Here is a 21320-nt window from a genome sequence, read left to right as displayed (position 1 = left end):
TCTCTTTACTTCTTCTTGGGCTTATTTCTTCTTGGTTTCGGTTTGGCACGGCTTACCACAGCCTTCCTCGTCTTACTGCTCTTATTCGCGGCAGAGACAGTTCTTCGACCATTGCCAGAGCCTTCACTCTTCACTCCATTTCCTTGGGGTCTTCCTCCGCTCGGTCTTCGATTTATCGATCGTTCAATCCAGGCGCTATTGGATTCTAAGACAAAGTCGATATTGCGCTCTTCTGGGCTGACTCTGGTGAGGATGACTTTCACTGCATCACCTAGACGATATATCTTATGACTGCGCTCACCAATTAATGAATATTGTTCTTCCACATATTGATAATAGTCATCTTCCATACTGGATACACGTACTAAGCCCTCTACTCCATTATCCAGCTCCACAAAAATCCCAAAAGCCGTAACGCCGTTAATGATTCCGTCAAAATGCTCTCCTACAAACTGCGCCATATATTCTACGGTTTTCAGAGAAACAGTTTCCCGTTCTGCTTCTGCAGCCGCCCGCTCTCTTTCAGAGGAATGCAGGGCAATCTCTGGGAGCATGGCTGCTAGTTTTGCTTTGCGTTTTGTTGATATATCTCCCGAATTAAAGGTCTCCCGCAGAATGCGATGTACAATTAAATCCGGATAACGTCGTATGGGAGATGTAAAATGAGTATAGTAGGTTGCAGCCAATCCAAAGTGTCCCAGGTTCTGTGCTTCATAGCGAGCTTGTTTTAATGAGCGCAGCATAACCGTACTGATAATCCTTTCTTCTGGACGTCCTGAAATATGATTTAAAATTTTCTGCAAGGCAGCGGGCTGTACTTCATCCACCTTGGATAAACTCTGCCCAAAATTATGCAATAGATTATTTAATTTTACCATTTTTTCCGAATCCGGTTCTTCATGGACGCGGAAAACAAAAGGAACCTTTAACTTATGCATATGTTCAGCCACAGTTTCATTTGCCACCAGCATAAATTCTTCAATGATGGATTCGGCTAGACTGCGGACTCGTTTTATAATCTCAATGGGTTTTCCCGTTTCATCTAATTTCACTTTTAATTCCGGGAAGTCAAAATCGATGGCACCGCGGCGCATCCTTCGTTCCCGCAGGATTCGGCACAGTCGTTCCATATTTTCTAATTGTCCAAGCAATTCCTTATGTTCATGAATTAATTCTTCATCATGTTCCACCAAAATTTTACGTACTACCGTATAAGAAAAACGTTTCTGTACTCTTATGACGCTGGGGAATAATTCATACTTAACCACTTGTCCCTTATGGTCAATTTCCATATGAGCCGACATGGCCAGACGATCTTCCCCGGCATTGAGACTGCAGATACCGTTTGACAAGCGACGAGGCAGCATGGGCAATACCCGGTCTACCAAATATACGCTGGTTCCCCGCTCACTGGCTTCTTTATCCAGTACCGTATTTTCACGAACATAATAACTGACATCTGCAATGTAGACTCCCAGAAGATAATTGCCATTCTTCAAACGTTCGACATATACCCCATCATCCAAATCCTTGGCATCTTCTCCATCAATGGTTACAATGGGCAAATGCCGCAGGTCACGCCGACCGGAGATTTCATCTTCACTAATGGTATCTGGAGCATTCTCGGCAGCCTGCGCAACTTCAGCGGGAAAATCGATAGGCAAATTGTGCCTTTTGATAATGGAGAGAATTTCAATCCCGCTATCTCCCGTATTCCCCAAGACTTCCATGATCTTGCCTTCAGCACTCCGTTTTTTCTCTGGCCATTTGGTAACTTCTACTACTACTTTTGCACCACTCGGGACGATATTTTGTCCATCCTTCGGAATAAAAATATCCTGACCTAAGCGAAGGTCATCAGGAGTTACAAAACCAAAATTGCGGCTGGCTTCATAAGTTCCTACAATACGGGTATTGGCCCGTTTTACAATGCGGATGATTTCCCCATCCCGGGATTTGCCCTGCCCACTCTGGGTGTGGACACGAACGACTACCCGATCATGATGCATGGCACTCATCATCCCGTCGGGAGGAATGAAAATATCTGTTTCATTAGGTGTTCTAACTTTTTCAGGAATCACAAAGCCATATCCCTTATTGCTGGCGCTTAACTTCCCTACTACCAAATTCATACGTTCAGGTACACCGTATTTGTCATAGCGAGTTTTAATAATATCTGCATTACTTTCTAGCTCTTCAATAACCTTCCATAGTTCACTTAATTCTGTCCCTTTGAGCTCCATATGCTCGGCTAATTCTTCCGCGGTCAAAGGTTTATATGCTTCCGTTCTCATGAACTCTAAGATTTTGTCTTTTAATACTATCATGATGCTGTATCCTCCACCACTGCAATGGTGGCTTTACCTTCTGCGGTAACAGTCCCATCCGGCAGTGATAATTCACTCTTTATTTCATACAGTTTGCCACGCTGAGAGATGATTTTAGCCCTTGCTGTCAGTTGCTGCCCAAGGGGAGTCGGTTGGCGAAATCGCACTTCCAAACGTGCTGTCACTGCATTAAAACCTTTCATGTTAATGTAACGAGCCATGACTTCATCTAAAAGAGTACTGACAAGGCCGCCATGCATAATGCCATCATATCCTTGGTGTTCTGGCTTTGCTGTAAATGTCGTACGATAGGTGTCTTCCTCTTCTACAAATTCAAGCTTTAACCCGATTGGATTGTCCTTACCGCAAGCAAAGCACCACTGATCTTTTAATTCCATTTGCATCACCTCAATTCTTTATTCAAAACCGTTACAAAGTAAACCTAGAGATGTACTATGTCGTCATTTTTTCATTCTGTAGAAAATCAATTATTTCCTCAAATACCTGTTCACGTTCTATGTCAAGAGTAACAATATGACCGGATTTCTCCAGCCAGACTAGTTTTTTTTCTGTACTGCCCACTTGCTCGAAAATATAAGTCGCACTTCTTGGCTGTACCGTATGTTCAAAGCGAGCTTGTACTACTAATAAAGGCGTCTTTATTGTAGGTAAACGCACATCTACATCTTCAATTAAATCCAATAAACTGCTTAGACTGCTAAGAGGGGTAGCATTATAACCTACACAGTACTGTGAGCCAATACCTGCAAAGGATTTACGTTTCTTCGGAACAAATTGATATAATACACGATATAGAGGCAGCATGTCCAAACGTTTGTCAGCAATATAAATAGGAGTACTAAGAGATACTGCCTTATTGACAGGATATTCTGCTGCCAGTTTTAAGGCTAATAACCCTCCCATGGATAATCCTACAACTGAGATTTCCTTACATACTGATCTTACTATATGATACCCATCTTCGACTCCGCTATACCAATGAGGCCATTTTGTTTTTGCTAATTCTTCCACTGTTGTTCCATGTCCGCTGATTCTTGGCGCAAAAACAGTATAGCCTTCCTGATGCAATTTTTCGCCAAGCAAACGCATCTCAGCAGGTGAACCCGTAAAACCATGTAACAATAAAACACCTTTTTCGCCGCCGAGTAAAAAAAATGGTTCTGCTCCCTCCATTATAGTCAAAAGCAAACCCCCCTAAAGTTATTGCTATTATTACAATTATACCATTTTATAGAATAAAAATTCTACCTGCCAAAAAGAAAACTTAATTAGATTCCAAATTTAGAAGGAATTGACTTCTCCTTTTCTTTTTCCTGTAGTCGGATTATTCGGCGTATTTACGTAACAGCAGGATAAAAATACATCCTTGTCGAAGTGAAAAATTGTTATTTTCATAATGTTCTTAGTTAAGCAATGGGTACGTATATAGACAGCATTTTTATTATTGCCATTTATCTTCGCAATAATAATCTTAATTGGGTTAACATATAAATATACGGCAAGTACTATTAGAAAAAGGAAGGAATCATGATGCAGATTTTAGAGCAAGTATTAGCTGCAAATCAAACTTTTACTAAGAATTTATCTGATCAATTTGTGCACTATTTTTCTGAGCCCAGCAAAATGCCGAAGCGCCAATTGGCCATTTTTACCTGTATGGATACCAGGCTGGTGGACTTCTTAGAACCAGCAATGGGAATCAAACGTGGTGAAGCAAAAGTAATAAAAAATGCGGGTAATTCAGTCACTGGTCCTTTTGAGGCCACAATTCGCAGCTTAATTGTAGGAATTTTTGAGCTAGGCGTAAAAGAAGTATTCGTCATCGGTCATTTAGACTGCGGTGTTTCCCACACAACATCCCAAGGTCTTACGGAAAAAATGCTGGCTCGGGGGATATCGCCTGATGCAATCAAAATGATCGAAAAAGAATTAGAAGATTGGCTCGACCATTTTCACCATCCTATTAACAATGTAAAAGAAGTGGTAGACAAAATCCATAATAACCCCCTCATTCCAAAAGATGTTCCCATCCACGGACTCATGTTTAATCCACACACAGGAGAGCTAGAGGTTGTTGTGAACGGTTACTAGGTAAATAATAATAAAAGGAACCACAGAGGCACAGAGTACACAGAGAAAAGATATATCGAGTAAGACATAATATCCCCTCAGCGTATACCCTCTGTGCACTCTGCGTTCTCTGCAGTTCAATATCCTCCTAAAAAGCTTTCTCTATTTACAAAAAAGGTTATTCATCCGCTAAAGATGAATAACCTTTTTATCTATGATAATAATAGGGGCGCAATGATTAGTGATATCGTACCGGCTACTTTGATTAGCGGATTCATGGCCGGTCCGGAGGTATCCTTAAAGGGATCGCCCACTGTATCACCAATAACAGCTGCAGCATGGGCAGGTGTACCCTTACCTCCATATTTTCCTGTTTCAATATACTTTTTAGCATTATCCCAAGCCCCACCAGCATTAGACATAAACAAGGCTAACAGAACACCTGTTGCTGTTGCCCCTGCCAAAAAGCCAGCCAGCGCTTTAGCACCCATAAGAAAACCAACTACTAAAGGCATTCCTACGGCAAAGATACCTGGCATGAGCATCTCGCGAAGGGCAGCTTTGGTACTAATATCCACGCAAGCTGCATAATCAGGACGACCAGTGCCTTCCATAATTCCAGGAATTTCTCTAAACTGACGACGAACCTCTTCGATCATCTCAAATGCAGCTTTCCCTACTGCTTCCATGGTCATTGCACATACTAAGAAAGGTAAAGTTGCACCAAGGAAAAGTCCAATAATAACAGTAGGTTCTGTTAGATTGATAACTAAATGACCATTTACCAATAATCCGGATAATTTAGGATTCTTAGCAACTTCTTCACCAAAAGCTGTGAAAAGAGCCAATGCTGTTAAGGCCGCTGAGCCAATGGCAAAGCCCTTAGCAATTGCAGCGGTAGTATTACCTACTGCATCAAGTTTATCCGTTGTTTTACGCACCTCTGGTCCCAGTTCTGCCATTTCAGCAATACCGCCTGCATTATCGGCAACTGGACCAAAAGAATCTACAGCAACTACCATACCTGCCGTACACAACATGCCCATGGCTGCCATGGCAATACCATAAATACCTGCTTGATTAAACGCTACCCAAATAGCTGCAGAAAATACCAGCATAGGAAGACCTGTGCTTCTAAGACCAGTGGCAATACCTGCAATGATATTCGTGGCAGCCCCCGTCTGGCAGGCATCGGCGATATGTTGCGTTGGTGCTTTGGCACTGGAAGTATAATATTCGGTAATCATACCGACCAACACATTGACCACTAAACCTGCTACAATGGCGATAAATATACCAAAACCCTTGTCACCAAAGATCATGGTGGATAAGGCATAAGCCATGATCGCTGTCAAAAAGTTGGTGCTCCATAAACCCCGATTCAGAGCAGCCTGGGGATCTCCATCTTCGCCTGTCCGTACTAAAAATATACTAACAATAGCAGCAAAGATACCAGCTGCACCAATTAATAAAGGAAACAATACTCCATTGACACCAAATAAGGTATTTCCGATTAACATGGCGGCAATGGCTGTAGCACCATAGGATTCAAATAAATCGGCTCCCATGCCTGCTGTATCGCCTACATTGTCACCTACATTATCAGCAATAACGGCAGGATTGCGAGGATCATCCTCTGGAATACCTGCTTCAACTTTACCAACTAAATCCGCTCCCACATCTGCTGCTTTAGTAAAAATACCACCGCCAATACGAGCAAAGAATGCAATGGCACTGGCACCAAAAGCAAAGCTATTAATCACCACAGGATCACCGAAAATTATGTACAGTACGGATACACCTAATAAACCAAGACCTACGACAGACAAACCCATAACTGCTCCCGCTCTAAATGAAACGCTCAATGCTTTATTGAGACTATGGCGAGCAGCTTCTGTCGTCCTTGCGTTGGCCTTGGTTGTTGAAGTCATTCCCACATAACCGGCAACTGCTGAAAATACAGCCCCTACTAAAAAAGACACCGCTAACTTATAACCATCAACAAAGAATAAAACGGCAAAAATAATGACAGTAAAAGGAATTAGCGTCTTATACTGTCGATTGAGATAGGCCATTGCCCCTTCAAAAATAGCCTGGGACAACTCCTGCATTCTTTCATTTCCAGAACTTTCACTAAGCACGCTATTCATAAAATATGCCGCAAATAGTAATGCTACTATTCCGGCCAGTGGCGCAATATACAATAATTCCATTATAACAATTCCTCCCTTTATTAAACAAATTTCTTCGTCACTAAGGTCCGGTGCTAAATGGCTAGGCATATACTTCTACATACTTTAATTGTACTGCATTACTTGTTCTATAAATTGTCGCATATCTGGTCCCGTATTGAAATGTTTAGCTCATCAGTTTTACTAAAATCAAAGTGATAACAGCAAACAGACCGCCAAGGAACATGGTGATTTTGGATAAGGCTGCATCCAATCCTTTTTTCTGGCCGCCTCCGAGTACACTATCAGCTCCTCCGCCGATTGAACCTGCTAGTCCTCCCCCTTTGCCTGACTGCAACACAACAACAGCAATCAATGCGATACAAATAATGGCTTCTAAAATCATTAAAAATGTAACCAATGTAATTATAACCCCCTAACATCTCTAGTAATTTTATTGTAACATACTCAAAATCAAATTGACAATGTTTTAACCACTTATTATTTAAATCTCCAGTATTTTGAATACATTTACTGCTACTTCTCCCATTATAGACAAAAAGCGCCTTCTCTATACCTTATTATTCTGTTTGAAGAAATTCAAATAAACATATAACGAGGAACCACAAAGGCGCAAAGTACACAAAGGGTTTATTTATATTTTTTGTGCTCTCCTTTGTGTGCCGCGGCAGCGGCATTGTGCCTTTGCGGTTCGTGAAACCTCCATTTTTATACCTACTTTAACAACGCGGCAGAGGCGTTTGGTTCCCAATTCAATGAGTTCTGCTCCACGCTCCATGCATTCTTCCAAATTCATCGGACCTGGTACCGTACTCATTACTCCATCGATACCATGCTGCAATACATCTTCGTATCCCTGGCCTAAACCACCAGAAAGACACAAGGTAGGAACATTATATTTTTCTGCCATTTTAGCTACTCCTACTGGGGCTTTTCCAAAAGCCGTCTGAAAATCCGTTCGTCCTTCTCCTGTAATAACCAGCTGGGCAGATTGAACTAAAGAATCAAATCCAGTGGTTTCGAGAACAATTTCGACTCCAGGCCTAAGGGTCGCATTGGTAAAGAACAACAGTCCTGCACCAAGTCCACCAGCAGCACCTGCCCCTGGATACTCTGCTACCTCTTTACCAGTCACTTTGCTCACTTTACTGGCAAAATGTTTTAATGCTGCATCAAGCTCCAGCACCATTTTAGGAGTTGCTCCTTTTTGCGGACCATATACAGCAGTGGCTCCTTTTGCGCCGCATAAAGGATTGTCCACATCACAGGCAACGATGATTACAGTGTCCTTTAGTCGTGCATCCAGGCCAGAAAGATCAATCCGATCTAACTTAGCCAAAGCAGCGCCCCCGTAAGGCAGCTCCTGTCCATCAGCATCTAAAAACTTTCCGCCTAAGGCCTGAGCCATTCCGCAGCCGCCATCGTTCGTAGCGCTGCCGCCAATTCCAATAATGATTTTTTTCAAGCCTTTTGCCAGAGCTGCTTGTATTAATTGACCAGTTCCATAGGTAGTGGTAATACGAGGATCTTTTTTGTCATTGGGAACAAGGGGCAATCCAGAGGCAGATGCCATTTCGATAACAGCAGTTTTACCATCCCCTAAAATTCCCCAATAGGATTTTATCGGATCACCAAGGGGCCCCACTACATCTTGGTATATAACCTGCCCAGCAGTAGCTGTAACAAGGGCTTCTACGGTACCTTCTCCACCATCAGCAATTGGTACTTTAATCACTTCTGCATCAGGGAAAACTGCCTTAATTCCTTTTTCCATAGCGTTAGCAGTACCGACTGCTGATACACTTCCTTTATAAGAATCGGGAGCAACTATAATACGCATCTTCACCCATCCATCCTTTCTCTTTTACACTTTGGTTTATTTCCGACTGGTAGTATTATTGTATGTAAGAAACCAATCCATTACAATGATCAGAATATATAACAGATCTCCTTCTATGCTGCTAAATATTGTGCAAAGTATCTAATCAATGAGCAAATGTAAATCCTACTATCACTCCCGGGTTCTACAATAGAACAATCCTTAATAAGCTTGCCCCAATTAGTAGTTTTCACTATAATAAGTATGATGGAAAACACTATTTTGGGGAACGACCACTGCCCAGTGTTTATGAATAATATTGTACATTTTAACTAGTCGAGGTGAATACATTTGTTACTGACAAGTAATCTAGCCCAACCCATTGTAGATCACATCATGCCGATTGCCCAGCAAAATATTAATATTATGGATAGCAAGGGTGTGATTATCGCCTCTGGGCATAAACACAGGATCAATACCTTTCACCAAGGTGCAAAAGATGTAATCAACAGTCTCCAAATCGTAGAAATTTTTCCTGGCGACCTTGACCAATATACAGGATCACTGCCAGGTCTTAATATGCCTATTGTATTACATGATCAAATCATCGGTGTAGTTGGTATTTCTGGTCATCCGGACAAAGTACGGGATATCGCCAGAATGGTAAAATTGGTAACAGAGCTAATCCTAGAACAAGAAGTCCTGCAAGAAGAGGTTCGCTCCCAATTTCAATTACGGGAAAACTTTGCGGCGCTCCTCTTATCCGATCATGCAAGTACAAATTATGATAAATTACTAAAAACCGCTAAACTGCTAAAATACGAGTTGTCTCTTCCCCGCTTGGTACTTGTGGTGGATATTGGACCTCTTCTTGATCATGCCCACAAGAATTTTGGCCCGAATGATTTGGTAGCATCCAGAACGCGAGAAAGTATCATGAAATTGTTATCCAATCCCTCTCATATTGATCATCAGGATTTAGTTGTTTTCATCGAAGACAAGCTCATCATTTTTAAATATTTTGAATACAATACATGGGAAATGTCTTATAAAACATGGGCCTCTGATCTATTAAAACAATTGAGCACGATGAACCTCCCCCTATGCCTGGGTTTAGGAAGCCTCGCTATGGAGTACACGGCGTTAGGACAATCCTATCAAGAGGCCTTGTTTGCTCTAAATATGTCTACGAATCAAGCTCCCCTTGCTGCCATACATGATTTTGATATCTTATCTTCCTATCTCGTGAAGGAAATGAATGCAAAAGACCCTTGTCAGCCATTACAAATCATCAAAGCAAAACTAACCACCAGTCTGACGCGAAAGTATGATATGAAAAATACCATTGTTAGTTTACTCAACAATAATATGAATATTACCAGTACGGCAAAAAATCTTTACATCCATCGCAACACCTTATTATTCCGCCTGAAAAAATTCAAAGAAATCACAGGTCTCGATCCTTGCGGATTTTTAAATCATGCGATACTGTGTAAAATACTATTTGAAGAGTAAAAAAGCATTTTGAACCGCGAAGATGCGAAGAGAAATAAGAACACGAAGTAAAGATGCCGAACCGCAGAGGCACAGAGGACACAGAGAAAAGATAGATAGGGTTAAAAATCCCTCTCAGCGTCCTCTGTGCCTCTGCGGTTAAATCGTTCTATTTGCTCTGTTAGTCATTGCGAGCGTCAGTGAAGCAATGACAGGTAGATAGGGTTCTATATAATACAAAAGCACCGAACAGGCAGCAGTGCAGGCTGCTGACAGTTCGGTGTTTTTTTTAAAACAAACAATTATTTTAAGTTATAGAATACTTTGCGGCCTTTGTACTGGGAAATGGTGCTCAATTCTTCTTCAATGCGAAGCAATTGATTGTATTTGGCAACACGGTCTGAACGGGTAGGTGCGCCAGTTTTAATTTGACCAGCGTTTACTGCCACTGCGATATCCGCAATAGTGGAATCTTCGGTTTCACCGGAACGATGGGAAATTACGCAAGTATAGCCTGCGCGTTTTGCCATCTCAATGGTATCAAAGGTTTCTGTTAGAGAACCAATTTGATTTACTTTAATCAAAATGGAGTTGGCAGTGCTGGTTTCAATGCCACGAACTAGACGCTCAGTGTTCGTAACAAATAAATCATCACCAACGATTTGAATTTTGCTGCCTAATTTTTCAGTCATCAGTTTCCAGCCAGCCCAGTCATCTTCGGACATACCATCTTCAATGGAGATGATTGGATATTTGGCTACTAATTGGCTATAGAATTCAACCATTTCTTCCGATGTTTTGACAACGCCTTCACCAGCAAGGTTGTATTTGCCATCTTTGTAAATTTCAGATGCAGCTACGTCAAGAGCTAGGCAGAAATCTTCGCCTGGTTTGTAACCAGCTTTGGTGATAGCTTGTACGATGACTTCCAAAGCTTGTTCGTTGGAAGTCAGGTTCGGAGCAAAACCGCCTTCATCGCCAATGGCGGTGTTAAGACCAAGACCTTTTAATACACTTTTCAGGGTATGATATACTTCCGCACACATGCGAAGTGCTTCAGCAAAGCTAGGTGCGCCAACAGGCATAATCATGAATTCTTGAATATCTACGTTATTGTCGGCATGTGCGCCGCCGTTTAAGATATTCATCATAGGTACGGGCAATTCTTTGGCATTAAAGCCGCCAAGATATTGGTATAAAGGTAAACCAACAGCAGTAGCAGCCGCTTTTGCTACTGCCATGGATACGCCAAGAATGGCATTCGCTCCTAATTCGGATTTGTTAGCAGTACCATCTAGTTCGATCATCGCTTGGTCAATGCCTACTTGATCAAATACATTCATGCCTACTACTTCAGCAGCAATGCGATTGTTTACGTTATCTACTGCTTTTAGTACGCCTTTGCCTTGGTAGCGTGCTTTGTCGCCGTCACGAAGCTCTACTGCTTCATGAACACCTGTGGAAGCTCCGGAGGGAACTGCCGCACGACCCATAATACCGTCTTCAATCACTACATCTACTTCTACCGTAGGGTTACCGCGGGAATCCATAATTTCTCTTGCTATAACGTCTGTAATTATCATTTAGTGAAACCTCCATTTATTTTATTAAAGATTTTCCAGTCATTTCAGCAGGAATTTCAATCCCTGCCAAATCGAGAATAGTAGGAGCAATATCTGCTAAAATCCCTTTTTTCATTGTTCTTCCACGGTGTTTTTCCGACACCATGATCAAAGGGACTTCATTTGTCGTGTGAGCAGTAAATGGCTCACCAGTAACATGGTCAAGCATCTTTTCTGCATTACCGTGATCAGCAGTAATGAGAGTGATCCCCCCTTGGCTGCGCATAGCCTCTACTACACGCCCCACACAATTATCAACAGTAGTTACAGCCTTCATAGCAGCATCTAGTTTGCCAGTATGACCTACCATATCACTGTTAGCATAATTTAAAATAATCACATCAAATTTGCCAGTTTTAATGGCTTCTACCAACTTATCAGTCACCTCAATGGCGCTCATTTCTGGCTTTAAATCATAAGTAGCTACTTTGGGGGAAGCAACTAAAATCCGTTCTTCACCTGGATAAGGTTTTTCATCTCCACCGTTAAAGAAGAACGTTACATGAGCATACTTTTCCGTTTCCGCAATTCTAAGCTGAGTTAAACCATTGTTCTCCAATACTTCACCTAATGTATTCTTTAAGAATTGAGGTTTATAAGCCACAGGTACAACCACTGTTTCATCATACTGGGTCATACTTGCGAAGTCTATTGGTAAAAGCCCTCCGCAGCGAATGAAACCATCAAATTTTTCATCAATAAATACACGCGTGAGTTCTCGGGCCCGGTCAGGACGGAAATTAAAGAAAATAACGCTGTCATTAGCCTTAATGCCGCAATCACCACATCCTGCAATCACCGTTGGAGCCACAAATTCATCAGTTTTGCCAAGTTTATAGGATGTTTCAACAGCTTCGCTAGCCGAAGCAGCTTCTTCTCCCTCACGGCAAACCATAGCGTTATACGCTTTTTCTACACGCTCCCAACGTTTATCACGGTCCATGGCATAATAGCGTCCAGCAACTGTCGCAATACTGCCAATACCAAATGCCTTGATTTTCTCTTCCAAGGCTTTAATATACTCAATCCCACTAGAAGGCGGTACATCACGACCATCCAAAAAGGCGTGAACATATACCTTTTTCAGATCGTGGCGTTTTGCCAGTTCTAATAGAGCATACAAATGGTCGATATGGCTATGTACGCCCCCATCAGATACAAGACCCATTAAATGCAACGCACTATCATTGGTTTTTGCTTGTTCTACGGCATTGACCAAAACCGGATTTGTGAAAAATTCACCTTCCCTAATTTCTTTGGTAATGCGGGTCAATTCTTGATATACAATACGCCCTGCACCAATATTTAAATGGCCTACCTCTGAATTCCCCATTTGTCCTTCAGGCAATCCTACCGCTTCGCCAGAGCAAGTTAATGTTGTTGTCGGATATAATTCTGATAGCAGTTTCATATGAGGTGGTTCAGAACGGACAATTGCATTATATCCGTCATTCTCATCTCCCAAGCCCCAACCATCTAAAATTACTAGTGCAATTGGTGCTTTTAATTTACTCACCAAAACGCCTCCTAAAATTTAACGATTTTACTAAAGCCTACGGCATCAAGACTTGCACCACCAACTAATGCGCCGTCAATATCGCTTTTGCCCATTAATTCCGCAATATTATCAGCTTTTACGCTGCCGCCGTATTGGATACGAGTTTTATCCGCAGTATCTTGTCCAAAGACTTCCGCTACCGTACGACGAATAAAGGCACATACTTCATTCGCTTGGTCAGCAGTTGCAGTGCGTCCAGTACCAATTGCCCAGATAGGCTCATAAGCAATGACTAGACTGGCTACCTGATCTTTTGTCAGATCTTCTAAAGCAGCTTTTACTTGCTTGCCGACAAGTACTTCGGTTGTTCCCGCTTCCCGTTCTTCTAAGGATTCGCCAACACATACAATCGGTACTAAATTGCCTTCCAAAGCGGCTTTCACTTTTTTGTTCACCGTTTCATCTGTTTCAGCAAAATATTGACGACGCTCAGAATGTCCTACAAGTACATACTCGCAGCAGACATCACGCAGCATCTCCGCTGTCACTTCACCTGTGAAAGCACCTTTCTTTTCCCAATGCAAGTTTTGAGCACCTAAGTGAATATTCGTGCCATGCAATGCATTTGCTACAGCAGTTAATGTAGTAAAGGTAGGGCAAACTACAATGTCTACCTTCTTCGCATCAGCAGTTAATTTACCAAGTTCCTGCACTAATGCCACACCTTGGCTGCTTGTATTATGTAACTTCCAGTTACCCGCAATAATTGGTTTACGCATTATTAAATTCCTCCATCTATGTTTTTTGTAACACGTTAAAACACAGGACTCTTCTAACCGCAGAGACGCAGAGGACGCTGAGAAAAATTAAATATGAAACTAATTTCCCCTCTGCGCTCTCTGTGTTCTCTGCGGTTCAAAATCATCTTTTCCTACTCTTTTAAAGAAACTACAGTTTACTTATCAGCTAGAGCTGCGATGCCTGGGAGTACTTTACCTTCCAGGAACTCTAAGGATGCACCGCCGCCAGTGGAGATGTGGGTAATCTTATCCGCTAAGCCCACTTTTTCCAAAGCTGCGATGGAGTCTCCGCCGCCAACAATACTCGTAGCTTTTGATGCTGCAACTGCTTTAGCTACTGTTTCCGTGCCATTTGCAAAAGCATCCATTTCAAATACGCCCATCGGTCCATTCCATACGATGGTTTGAGCTGTTTCTACGGCTTTCGCATATACGGCTGCTGTTTCAGGTCCAATATCAAGAGCCATCCACTCACTGTCGATGTTAGCAACTGCTACCGCTTTATGCTGGGCATCAGCAGCAAATTTATCCGCAATCACGACATCAGTAGGTAAGAGTAAGCTTACGCCACGTTCTTTAGCCGTAACAATCAGAGTTTTTGCCAATTCCACCTTATCAGCTTCCAGCAGCGATTTTCCAATATTATAACCTTGGGCAGCAAGGAACGTATTGGCCATACCGCCGCCAATGATTAGCGTATCCACTTTCTTCAATAAATTCTCAATCACGCCGATTTTATCAGAAACCTTCGCACCGCCAATAATCGCTACAAAAGGGTGAGTAGGATTCGCTACGGTTTGACCTACGAACATGATTTCTTTTTCCATTAGGAAACCTGCCACTGCAGGCAGATATTTCGTAATTCCCTCTACGGAAGCATGTGCCCGGTGGGATACACCAAAGGCATCATTAACAGCTACATCCGCTAGGCTTGCCAATTGACGAGAAAATTCCGGATCGTTCTTTTCTTCGGCTTTATGATAGCGAAGATTTTCTAACATTAAGATTTGACCTGGCTGCAAGGCTTTCGCTTTTGCTTCTGCCTCGGAACCAACACAATCAGGTGCAACGGCTACTTCCTGGCCTAGTAAATCGGAAAGTCGTTTTGCCACAGGCGCTAAGGAAAAGGCAGGCACAACTTCACCTTTTGGTCGTCCTAAGTGGCTGGCTATAATGATCGCAGCATTTTGTGACAATAAATATTTCAATGTTGGCAAAGTAGCACGAATCCGAGTATCTTCGGTAATATTACCTTCTTTATCCATGGGAACATTGTAATCTACACGAATAAAGACTTTCTTTCCGGCTACATCGATGTCTCTAATAGACTTTTTATTCAACATTTTTATTTCTCCTTAAAAATATTGCCCGGCCCAAAAAGGCCGGGCCATAAGATCTTTTAAAAACTATGCAAGTTCAGCAAAATACTTAATGGTACGAACCATTTGGCTTGTATAGCTGCATTCATTATCATACCAAGAAACAGTTTGGACTTGAGTCAATCCGTTATCAATAGGAGCTACCATAGTTTGTGTAGCATCGAATAAGGAACCATATCGGATACCAACGATATCACTGGATACCAATTCATCTTCCGTGTAACCGAAGGATTCATCAGCTGCTGCTTTCATAGCTGCATTGACTTGATCTTTGGTAACCGTACCTTCAACAACTGATATTAAAATCGTAGTAGAACCGGTTGGGGTTGGAACACGTTGTGCCGAACCGATCAATTTACCATTTAATTCAGGAATAACTAAACCGATTGCTTTTGCAGCACCTGTAGAGTTAGGAACGATATTAACTGCTGCAGCACGGGATCTTCTGAGGTCACCATTTCTCTGAGGGCCGTCAAGAGTCATTTGATCACCAGTATAAGCGTGGATTGTGGACATAATACCACTCTTAATAGGAGCCAAATCATTAAGTGCCTTAGCCATAGGAGCTAAGCAGTTTGTCGTGCAAGAAGCTGCAGAAATAACTGTATCGCTAGCTTTTAATATATCGTGGTTTACATTAAAAACAACAGTAGGCAGATCGGTCCCTGCTGGAGCAGAGATAACGACTTTTTTAGCGCCAGCTTTGATATGCGCAGAAGCTTTTTCTTTGGAAGTATAGAAACCTGTGCATTCAAGAACAACGTCTACACCAATTTCACCCCAAGGTAGTTCTTCTGCTTTTGCTGATTTATAGATTTTGATTTCTTTGCCGTCAATAGTGATAGAATCCTCGCCTGCAGTCACTTTGCTAGCTAGAGCATACGTGCCCTGAGTTGAATCATACTTCAATAAGTGTGCCAGCATTTTAGGACTTGTTAAGTCATTGATTGCAACAACATCATATCCCTCTGTCCCGAACATTTGCCTAAACGCAAGACGTCCAATACGTCCAAAACCATTGATCGCTACTTTTACTGTCATGTTAAAAATACCTCCCAATTATCTATTTATTTTCGCCTAATACCATTCCATAGGATATGCCATTAGGACTTATATAATACTCTGAATGGCTTTGGCTGCAGATTCATCTGTAATCAGAATATCCTGCCCACCGGCATTCGTAACCGCCACAATGGCCTCAGCTTTCCTTCGGCCTCCTGCTACAGCCACTACTACACCGATATCCGCCAAATCATCCAGATGTAACCCCACACTACTTGTAATATAAATGTTTTTACCTTCTACGGTACAATAATGCCCTAATGCCTCGCCAACAGCACCACTATTGATGAGTTTAGAAACAAATTCATCATCAAACCCTCGGCGAACAGCCATTTCCTGTGCTTGGCCAATACCATGTATCAGAACATCTGCATGTTTAATCATATCTGCTACAGTGAGAATATTGCTATTATTAGCCACCATCACACCGAGCATTTCTTCACTGATCCCCTCAGGCACATGAATCATACGATACTTGCCGCCTAATTTGGTAGCCATAGCAGCCGCAATGGTATTGGCTTGGTTCTCTACTTTTTCCCCAAGCCCGCCTCGAGCCGGAACAACTGTAACAGAAGGCTGAGTGAAATGGATAGCTTCTGCCACATTGGCCATAATGGTTCCACCGCTTACCGCGACAATCATATCATTCTTGTTTAAATATTGAGCCAGTACGTTAGCAGCAGCACGCCCTAATTCCCTGCGTACCGCAGTGTCACTATCACTGTCACCAGGAATAATAATGACTTGTTTAAGTCCTAGCTTTTCCGAAAGTTCATCTTCTAATGTCGTGAGTCCATGAAGAGCTTTGATATATTCCGATAAATCTTTCAGCAGCAGCTGACCTTCCAACGTGATTGTCATGCCCATTTGAGAGAAATCTACCAGACCAGCATTCTTCAAAAATTCTACCTGGGCACGCACCACTCGCTCGCCTTTTTCTAAAATAGCAGCTAATGCTCTTCGCCCCACAGGTTCGCTATGCTGAATGGATCTCAAAATATCATATCGTTCTTCAATGGCTGCAATAAATTCAGGAGCAATTTTACGCTGAAGCTGGACGGCTTTTTTCCACATGACCTCTTCCTTCGGGACATTTAACGTCCCCATGGCACATTTTTTGTCCCATCTTGTCAAAAAAATATACTAACTAGCGTAAGGTATATTATTTTCTAATATACTAACTTCGCCATACAATAAGTAACTCCTGCTAGTTTTAGCAAAAATTACGATAAAAATTGTAAATAATTTTCAAACTATTACCGTGCGTTAATTTCGCCGCTGTAAACTAATCCGCGAGCTGCATCTACTGTCACAACCGCACCATCGGTTAAGCGTTCGGTAGCACCATCTGCACCCACAATCACCGGTATCCCTGCACTAATGCCTACAATTGCTGCATGAGAGGTCAAGCCGCCTTCTTCTGCTATCACAGCTGACGCTTTGGCTGCATATTTAGCCGTTTCATCATCTACATGAGAAACCACTAGTATTTCGCCTTCTTTAAATTTGCTCTGCACATCTTTGATGGAATGGGCTACGCAAACTTTACCCGTTACGGCTGTTGCACCAATACCAACGCCTCGTAATATAATATTGCCGACTACGTGCACGCGAATCATATTCGTCGTTCCTGTGCCCGTTGCATGAACACCAGCCGTAATTACAACTAAATCACCTTCATTGACAATTCCGGAGGCAACTGCACTGTTAATATCATTTTGTACCATTTCATCACTATTCTTTGTTGCTGATCGCAGCACTGGCTGTACACCCCACAGCAGAAGCATTTTTCGAACGGTTCTTTCATAAGGTGTTACCGCTACAATGTGAGCCAAAGGACGGTATTTGGATACCATTCTGGCACTGTAGCCGGTTTGGGTATCGGTAATAATGGAGGCTGCATTAAGTTCGTGAGCTACTTGTACCGTTGCATGACTGATGGCTTCCGTTGTGGTACGTTGGGTTAACACGCCTTTATTATGCAGGATTTCACTGTATTTTAACTCTTGTTCCGTACGTACTGCTATTTTGGACATCATTTGTACCGCTTCTACTGGGTAATCGCCGCTGGCTGTTTCACCACTGAGCATGATGGCATCCGTTCCATCCATAATGGCATTGGCAACATCACTGGCTTCTGCACGGGTAGGGCGAGGATTGTTGATCATGGATTCTAGCATTTGAGTGGCCGTAATAACAGGTTTGCCTAATTTATTACATTTTTCAATGATCATTTTTTGTACCAATGGCACTTCTTCCGTTGGAATTTCTACTCCTAAATCACCTCGGGCAACCATGATTCCATCGGATACTTTAATGATTTCATCAATGTTTTTTACGCCTTCAGCATTTTCAATTTTAGAGATAATATGGATATCGGAGTTGGCTTCTTCCAATAATTTGCGAATGGTCAATACGTCAGCTGCTCTTTGGATAAAGGAGGCTGCAATAAAATCCATGCCTTCTTTGGCAGCAAATAATACGTCTTTAATATCTTGTTCCGATAAAGGGGGTAAATTGACCGATACACCAGGGGCTGCTACACGTTTGCGATTCCCAATCACACCCGTATTTAATACCGTAGTATGAATATCATCGCCTTCTACTTTATCAACTTGAAGACAAATCAGTCCATCGGATAGCAAAATTTGATTGCCGGCAGCTACTTCCTGGGGCAAATGACGATGATTCACGGAGCAAATCTCTTTTGTACCTTCTATGTCTCTGGAGGTTAGGATGAATTTCTGACCTTGTTCAATGGTCACTTTGCCTTCTACAAAATTGCCAAGACGCATTTCTGGTCCCTTGGTATCGAGTAATACGGCTACTGGAGTTTTCTTGGCTGCCGCTGCTGCACGCAGCATGTTGATGCGAACACTGTGTTCTGCATGGTCACCATGGGAAAAATTGAAGCGCGCTACATTCATACCTGACTCTATTAATTTTTCCATGATTTCTTGTTTCCCTGTGCTTGGACCCATTGTACAAACAATTTTCGTCTTCTTGATCATACTACTACATTCACACTCTCTTCACTTTTTATTTTAGTACATTGGCTGCTTTTCTGATCACATCATACACCTGATCCTGGGCTTCAATAAAACCATTTAATCCAGTTTTTTTCATTACTGAAGCATGTGTAGATGTCCTATCGGTAGTTTCTATAAAAACCTGTTTAAGACTTGCCAACAATTGTTCATCAAGTCCAGGTCGCCCAGCAATAACATCTTTAGGTATCGCATCGGTTTGCTTTAATATTACCAAATTATGTACAGCAAGTCCATACTCTTTAGCAGTTTCTACAGCTTCTGAATAGGTAGCTCCTGCATCAACCGTACCATCCAGGACTGCATCAATGACCCGATTGTGACTGCCTAAGAAGACTGTCTCCGAAAAAAATGTTTCCGGATCTTTACCTTGTTCTAATAACATGGCCTTTGGATACACGTATCCAGAGGCTGATTGTTTGTCAACGAAGGCAAAACGTTTACCTTGCAGACTATCTATCGACTGAAACGCTTTATCTTTACGAGCAATGATATAACCATGATAGGAAGCATTTTTGTTCACTACCGTAGTCACCAAAGGAGTAATCTCACCTTTATCTTTTGCAGAAACATAGGCAAAAGGAGAAAACCACCCTACATCAATTGTACCTTTCAGTAAGGACCGCCCCAAAGAATCATAATCAGAAACGATAATGATTTTAGGTTCTAGTCCTAATTTCTTGGCAATCGTTTCTAATATCGGCGTATAATTTTCTTTAATTATTTGTGGTGCTGTAAAAGGGTTAAAACCAAATACTAATTCTTTACCGGTTTTAAAAATAGCGGCAACTTCTTGTATTTGATCTACAGCAGCTGTCATTTTTTTCGTTAATGCATATACTTCTTCAATATCATGTTCCTGCTGGCCAATACTTTTCAATGCTTCTTGCGTGCCAGCAGCAATTTCAACGGTAGCACTCCCAATACTCTCTACCGCTTGGGCCATTTGTTCTGTGGTCATTTGCTGGTCATTGGAGAGGCTGCACAATTTTTCTACTGTGCTTTCAATTTCGTTAACAGTATTCACGATTTCCTGCATACTCTCTGCAGATTTTCTTGCCAATTGCTCAATGCCCTGAATTTTTTCCTTACTGCCTTGCATATGTGCCGTAACATAGCTCGTACGATTGGTGATATCCCTCACCGTTTCTTCCACTTCATGAGTTACGGCTTCACTCTCACTGGCCAATTTACGTACTTCTTCTGCCACAACGGCAAACCCCCGGCCTTGTTCTCCCGCACGGGCTGCCTCAATGGCTGCATTCAAAGCCAATAAATTCGTTTGGCTGGCGATCCCTTGAATTTTGCCCACAAAAGCACCAATTCGTTTTGATGCTACATTCAACTCTTCCATATCACGTACCGAGGTTTCCACTACCTGGGCTACTTCCAGCATGGTATTGCTTGCCTGGGTAATTTGCAGCTGATTATTGAGTGCTAATTGCGAAGAACTCTGACATTGTTTTAAAGCTTGCTGGGAAGCATTTGCCACAACCGCTGCATTGGAAGCAATTTCTTCTACACCTGCAGAAGCCTCCTGGGCACTGCTTGCTGTGGTTTCACTTTCTTGCGCTATGGTATTGGACTGTTTGGTTAGCTTTTTTAATGCAGTGTTGCTATGTCCTGCAACCCAAGCCAACTGCTGGGATACAAAGGATAAATCTTCGGAAATACCATACATATCCACCTGGGGCATCGATTGAGTTTGCTTTACAGAAGGTTGGACCTGACTTCTCTCTATGTCTCCAGTCCGAGGCCAAGTTCTGATTAAAACGGCTGTTGAAACACCAGCCACTGCCAAAACGCTTACTATTGTTCCCAAATTCCCTATATACTCCACTAGATATGGTGCTATTATACCAACGAGCATCACGATCATCAAGTGAAACAGACCTACTTTTTTCTGTATCATAAGGTTTTCCCTCCCATAAGTGTATTCAGCATTTAGCACTATGAATCAAACCAAATTCTACTGCAGGGCCAATTTTC

16 protein-coding genes are annotated in these 21320 nt (G+C 42.2%); 2 read left to right on the top strand and 14 right to left on the bottom strand.

Features of this window, described 5'->3' with window-relative positions:
- Window positions 1–5 precede the first annotated feature (5 nt).
- The 3 genes from rnr to JBW_RS04425 are packed head-to-tail and all read right to left on the bottom strand — an operon-like array spanning window position 6 to window position 3521.
- Complete coding sequence (gene rnr, locus JBW_RS04435) at window positions 6–2327, bottom strand: ribonuclease R (RefSeq protein ID WP_007954554.1); 2322 nt, start codon at window positions 2325–2327, stop codon at window positions 6–8.
- Window positions 2324–2725, bottom strand: coding sequence for a PaaI family thioesterase (locus tag JBW_RS04430; RefSeq protein WP_007954555.1), 402 nt, complete (start codon window positions 2723–2725; stop codon window positions 2324–2326). The genes rnr and JBW_RS04430 overlap by 4 nt, the downstream gene beginning before the upstream one ends.
- Before the next feature lie 55 nt (window positions 2726–2780).
- Window positions 2781–3521, bottom strand: a complete 741-nt coding sequence (locus JBW_RS04425) for an alpha/beta hydrolase (RefSeq protein WP_229536824.1) — start codon at window positions 3519–3521, stop codon at window positions 2781–2783.
- A gap of 357 nt (window positions 3522–3878) precedes the next feature.
- On the opposite strand from JBW_RS04425, the gene JBW_RS04420 reads away from it, so the two are divergent.
- Window positions 3879–4439 (top strand): beta-class carbonic anhydrase, encoded by a 561-nt coding sequence (locus JBW_RS04420; RefSeq protein WP_007954557.1) that lies wholly within the window; start codon window positions 3879–3881, stop codon window positions 4437–4439.
- A gap of 191 nt (window positions 4440–4630) precedes the next feature.
- Here the strand turns inward: JBW_RS04420 and JBW_RS04415 are convergent, their stop codons facing one another.
- From JBW_RS04415 to JBW_RS04405, 3 genes are all read right to left on the bottom strand, one after another.
- On the bottom strand, window positions 4631–6631 hold the full coding sequence (locus JBW_RS04415; protein ID WP_007954558.1) for a sodium-translocating pyrophosphatase: 2001 nt from the start codon (window positions 6629–6631) through the stop codon (window positions 4631–4633).
- A gap of 145 nt (window positions 6632–6776) precedes the next feature.
- Window positions 6777–7010, bottom strand: a complete 234-nt coding sequence (secG, locus tag JBW_RS04410; RefSeq protein ID WP_007954560.1) for a preprotein translocase subunit SecG — start codon at window positions 7008–7010, stop codon at window positions 6777–6779.
- Window positions 7011–7244: 234 nt separating this feature from the next.
- Window positions 7245–8450, bottom strand: a complete 1206-nt coding sequence (locus JBW_RS04405) for a glycerate kinase (RefSeq protein WP_007954562.1) — start codon at window positions 8448–8450, stop codon at window positions 7245–7247.
- Between the two features lie 330 nt (window positions 8451–8780).
- On the opposite strand from JBW_RS04405, the gene JBW_RS04400 reads away from it, so the two are divergent.
- Window positions 8781–9944, top strand: a complete 1164-nt coding sequence (locus JBW_RS04400) for a CdaR family transcriptional regulator (RefSeq protein WP_007954564.1) — start codon at window positions 8781–8783, stop codon at window positions 9942–9944.
- A gap of 281 nt (window positions 9945–10225) precedes the next feature.
- On the opposite strand, the gene eno is transcribed toward JBW_RS04400, so the two are convergent.
- The 8 genes from eno to phnD form a co-directional block, all read right to left on the bottom strand.
- Window positions 10226–11506, bottom strand: a complete 1281-nt coding sequence (eno, locus tag JBW_RS04395) for a phosphopyruvate hydratase (protein WP_007954565.1) — start codon at window positions 11504–11506, stop codon at window positions 10226–10228.
- Window positions 11507–11522: 16 nt separating this feature from the next.
- The gene (gene gpmI, locus JBW_RS04390; protein ID WP_007954567.1) at window positions 11523–13061 is read right to left on the bottom strand and encodes a 2,3-bisphosphoglycerate-independent phosphoglycerate mutase; all 1539 of its coding nucleotides are present in this window, start codon (window positions 13059–13061) and stop codon (window positions 11523–11525) included.
- Window positions 13062–13072: 11 nt separating this feature from the next.
- Complete coding sequence (gene tpiA, locus JBW_RS04385) at window positions 13073–13822, bottom strand: triose-phosphate isomerase (protein WP_007954569.1); 750 nt, start codon at window positions 13820–13822, stop codon at window positions 13073–13075.
- Between the two features lie 176 nt (window positions 13823–13998).
- Window positions 13999–15186 carry a phosphoglycerate kinase gene (locus JBW_RS04380; RefSeq protein WP_007954572.1) on the bottom strand — a complete coding sequence of 396 codons (1188 nt, stop codon included), beginning with the start codon at window positions 15184–15186 and terminating at the stop codon, window positions 13999–14001.
- Between the two features lie 63 nt (window positions 15187–15249).
- Window positions 15250–16263: a type I glyceraldehyde-3-phosphate dehydrogenase gene (gene gap / locus JBW_RS04375; protein WP_007954573.1), complete on the bottom strand. Its 1014-nt coding sequence runs from the start codon at window positions 16261–16263 to the stop codon at window positions 15250–15252.
- A gap of 69 nt (window positions 16264–16332) precedes the next feature.
- Window positions 16333–17418 (bottom strand): sugar-binding domain-containing protein, encoded by a 1086-nt coding sequence (locus tag JBW_RS04370; protein ID WP_235334137.1) that lies wholly within the window; start codon window positions 17416–17418, stop codon window positions 16333–16335.
- A 122-nt stretch (window positions 17419–17540) separates the two neighbouring features.
- Window positions 17541–19295, bottom strand: coding sequence for a pyruvate kinase (pyk, locus tag JBW_RS04365; RefSeq protein WP_007954577.1), 1755 nt, complete (start codon window positions 19293–19295; stop codon window positions 17541–17543).
- 28 nt (window positions 19296–19323) lie between these two features.
- The gene (gene phnD / locus JBW_RS04360) at window positions 19324–21243 is read right to left on the bottom strand and encodes a phosphate/phosphite/phosphonate ABC transporter substrate-binding protein (RefSeq protein WP_007954579.1); all 1920 of its coding nucleotides are present in this window, start codon (window positions 21241–21243) and stop codon (window positions 19324–19326) included.
- Between the last annotated feature and the right edge of the window lie 77 nt (window positions 21244–21320).

The sequence above is a fragment of the Pelosinus fermentans JBW45 genome, assembly GCF_000271665.2.
Taxonomy (GTDB): Bacteria; Bacillota; Negativicutes; order DSM-13327; family DSM-13327; genus Pelosinus; species Pelosinus baikalensis.
This window is presented reverse-complemented; position numbering and strand designations above follow the sequence as displayed.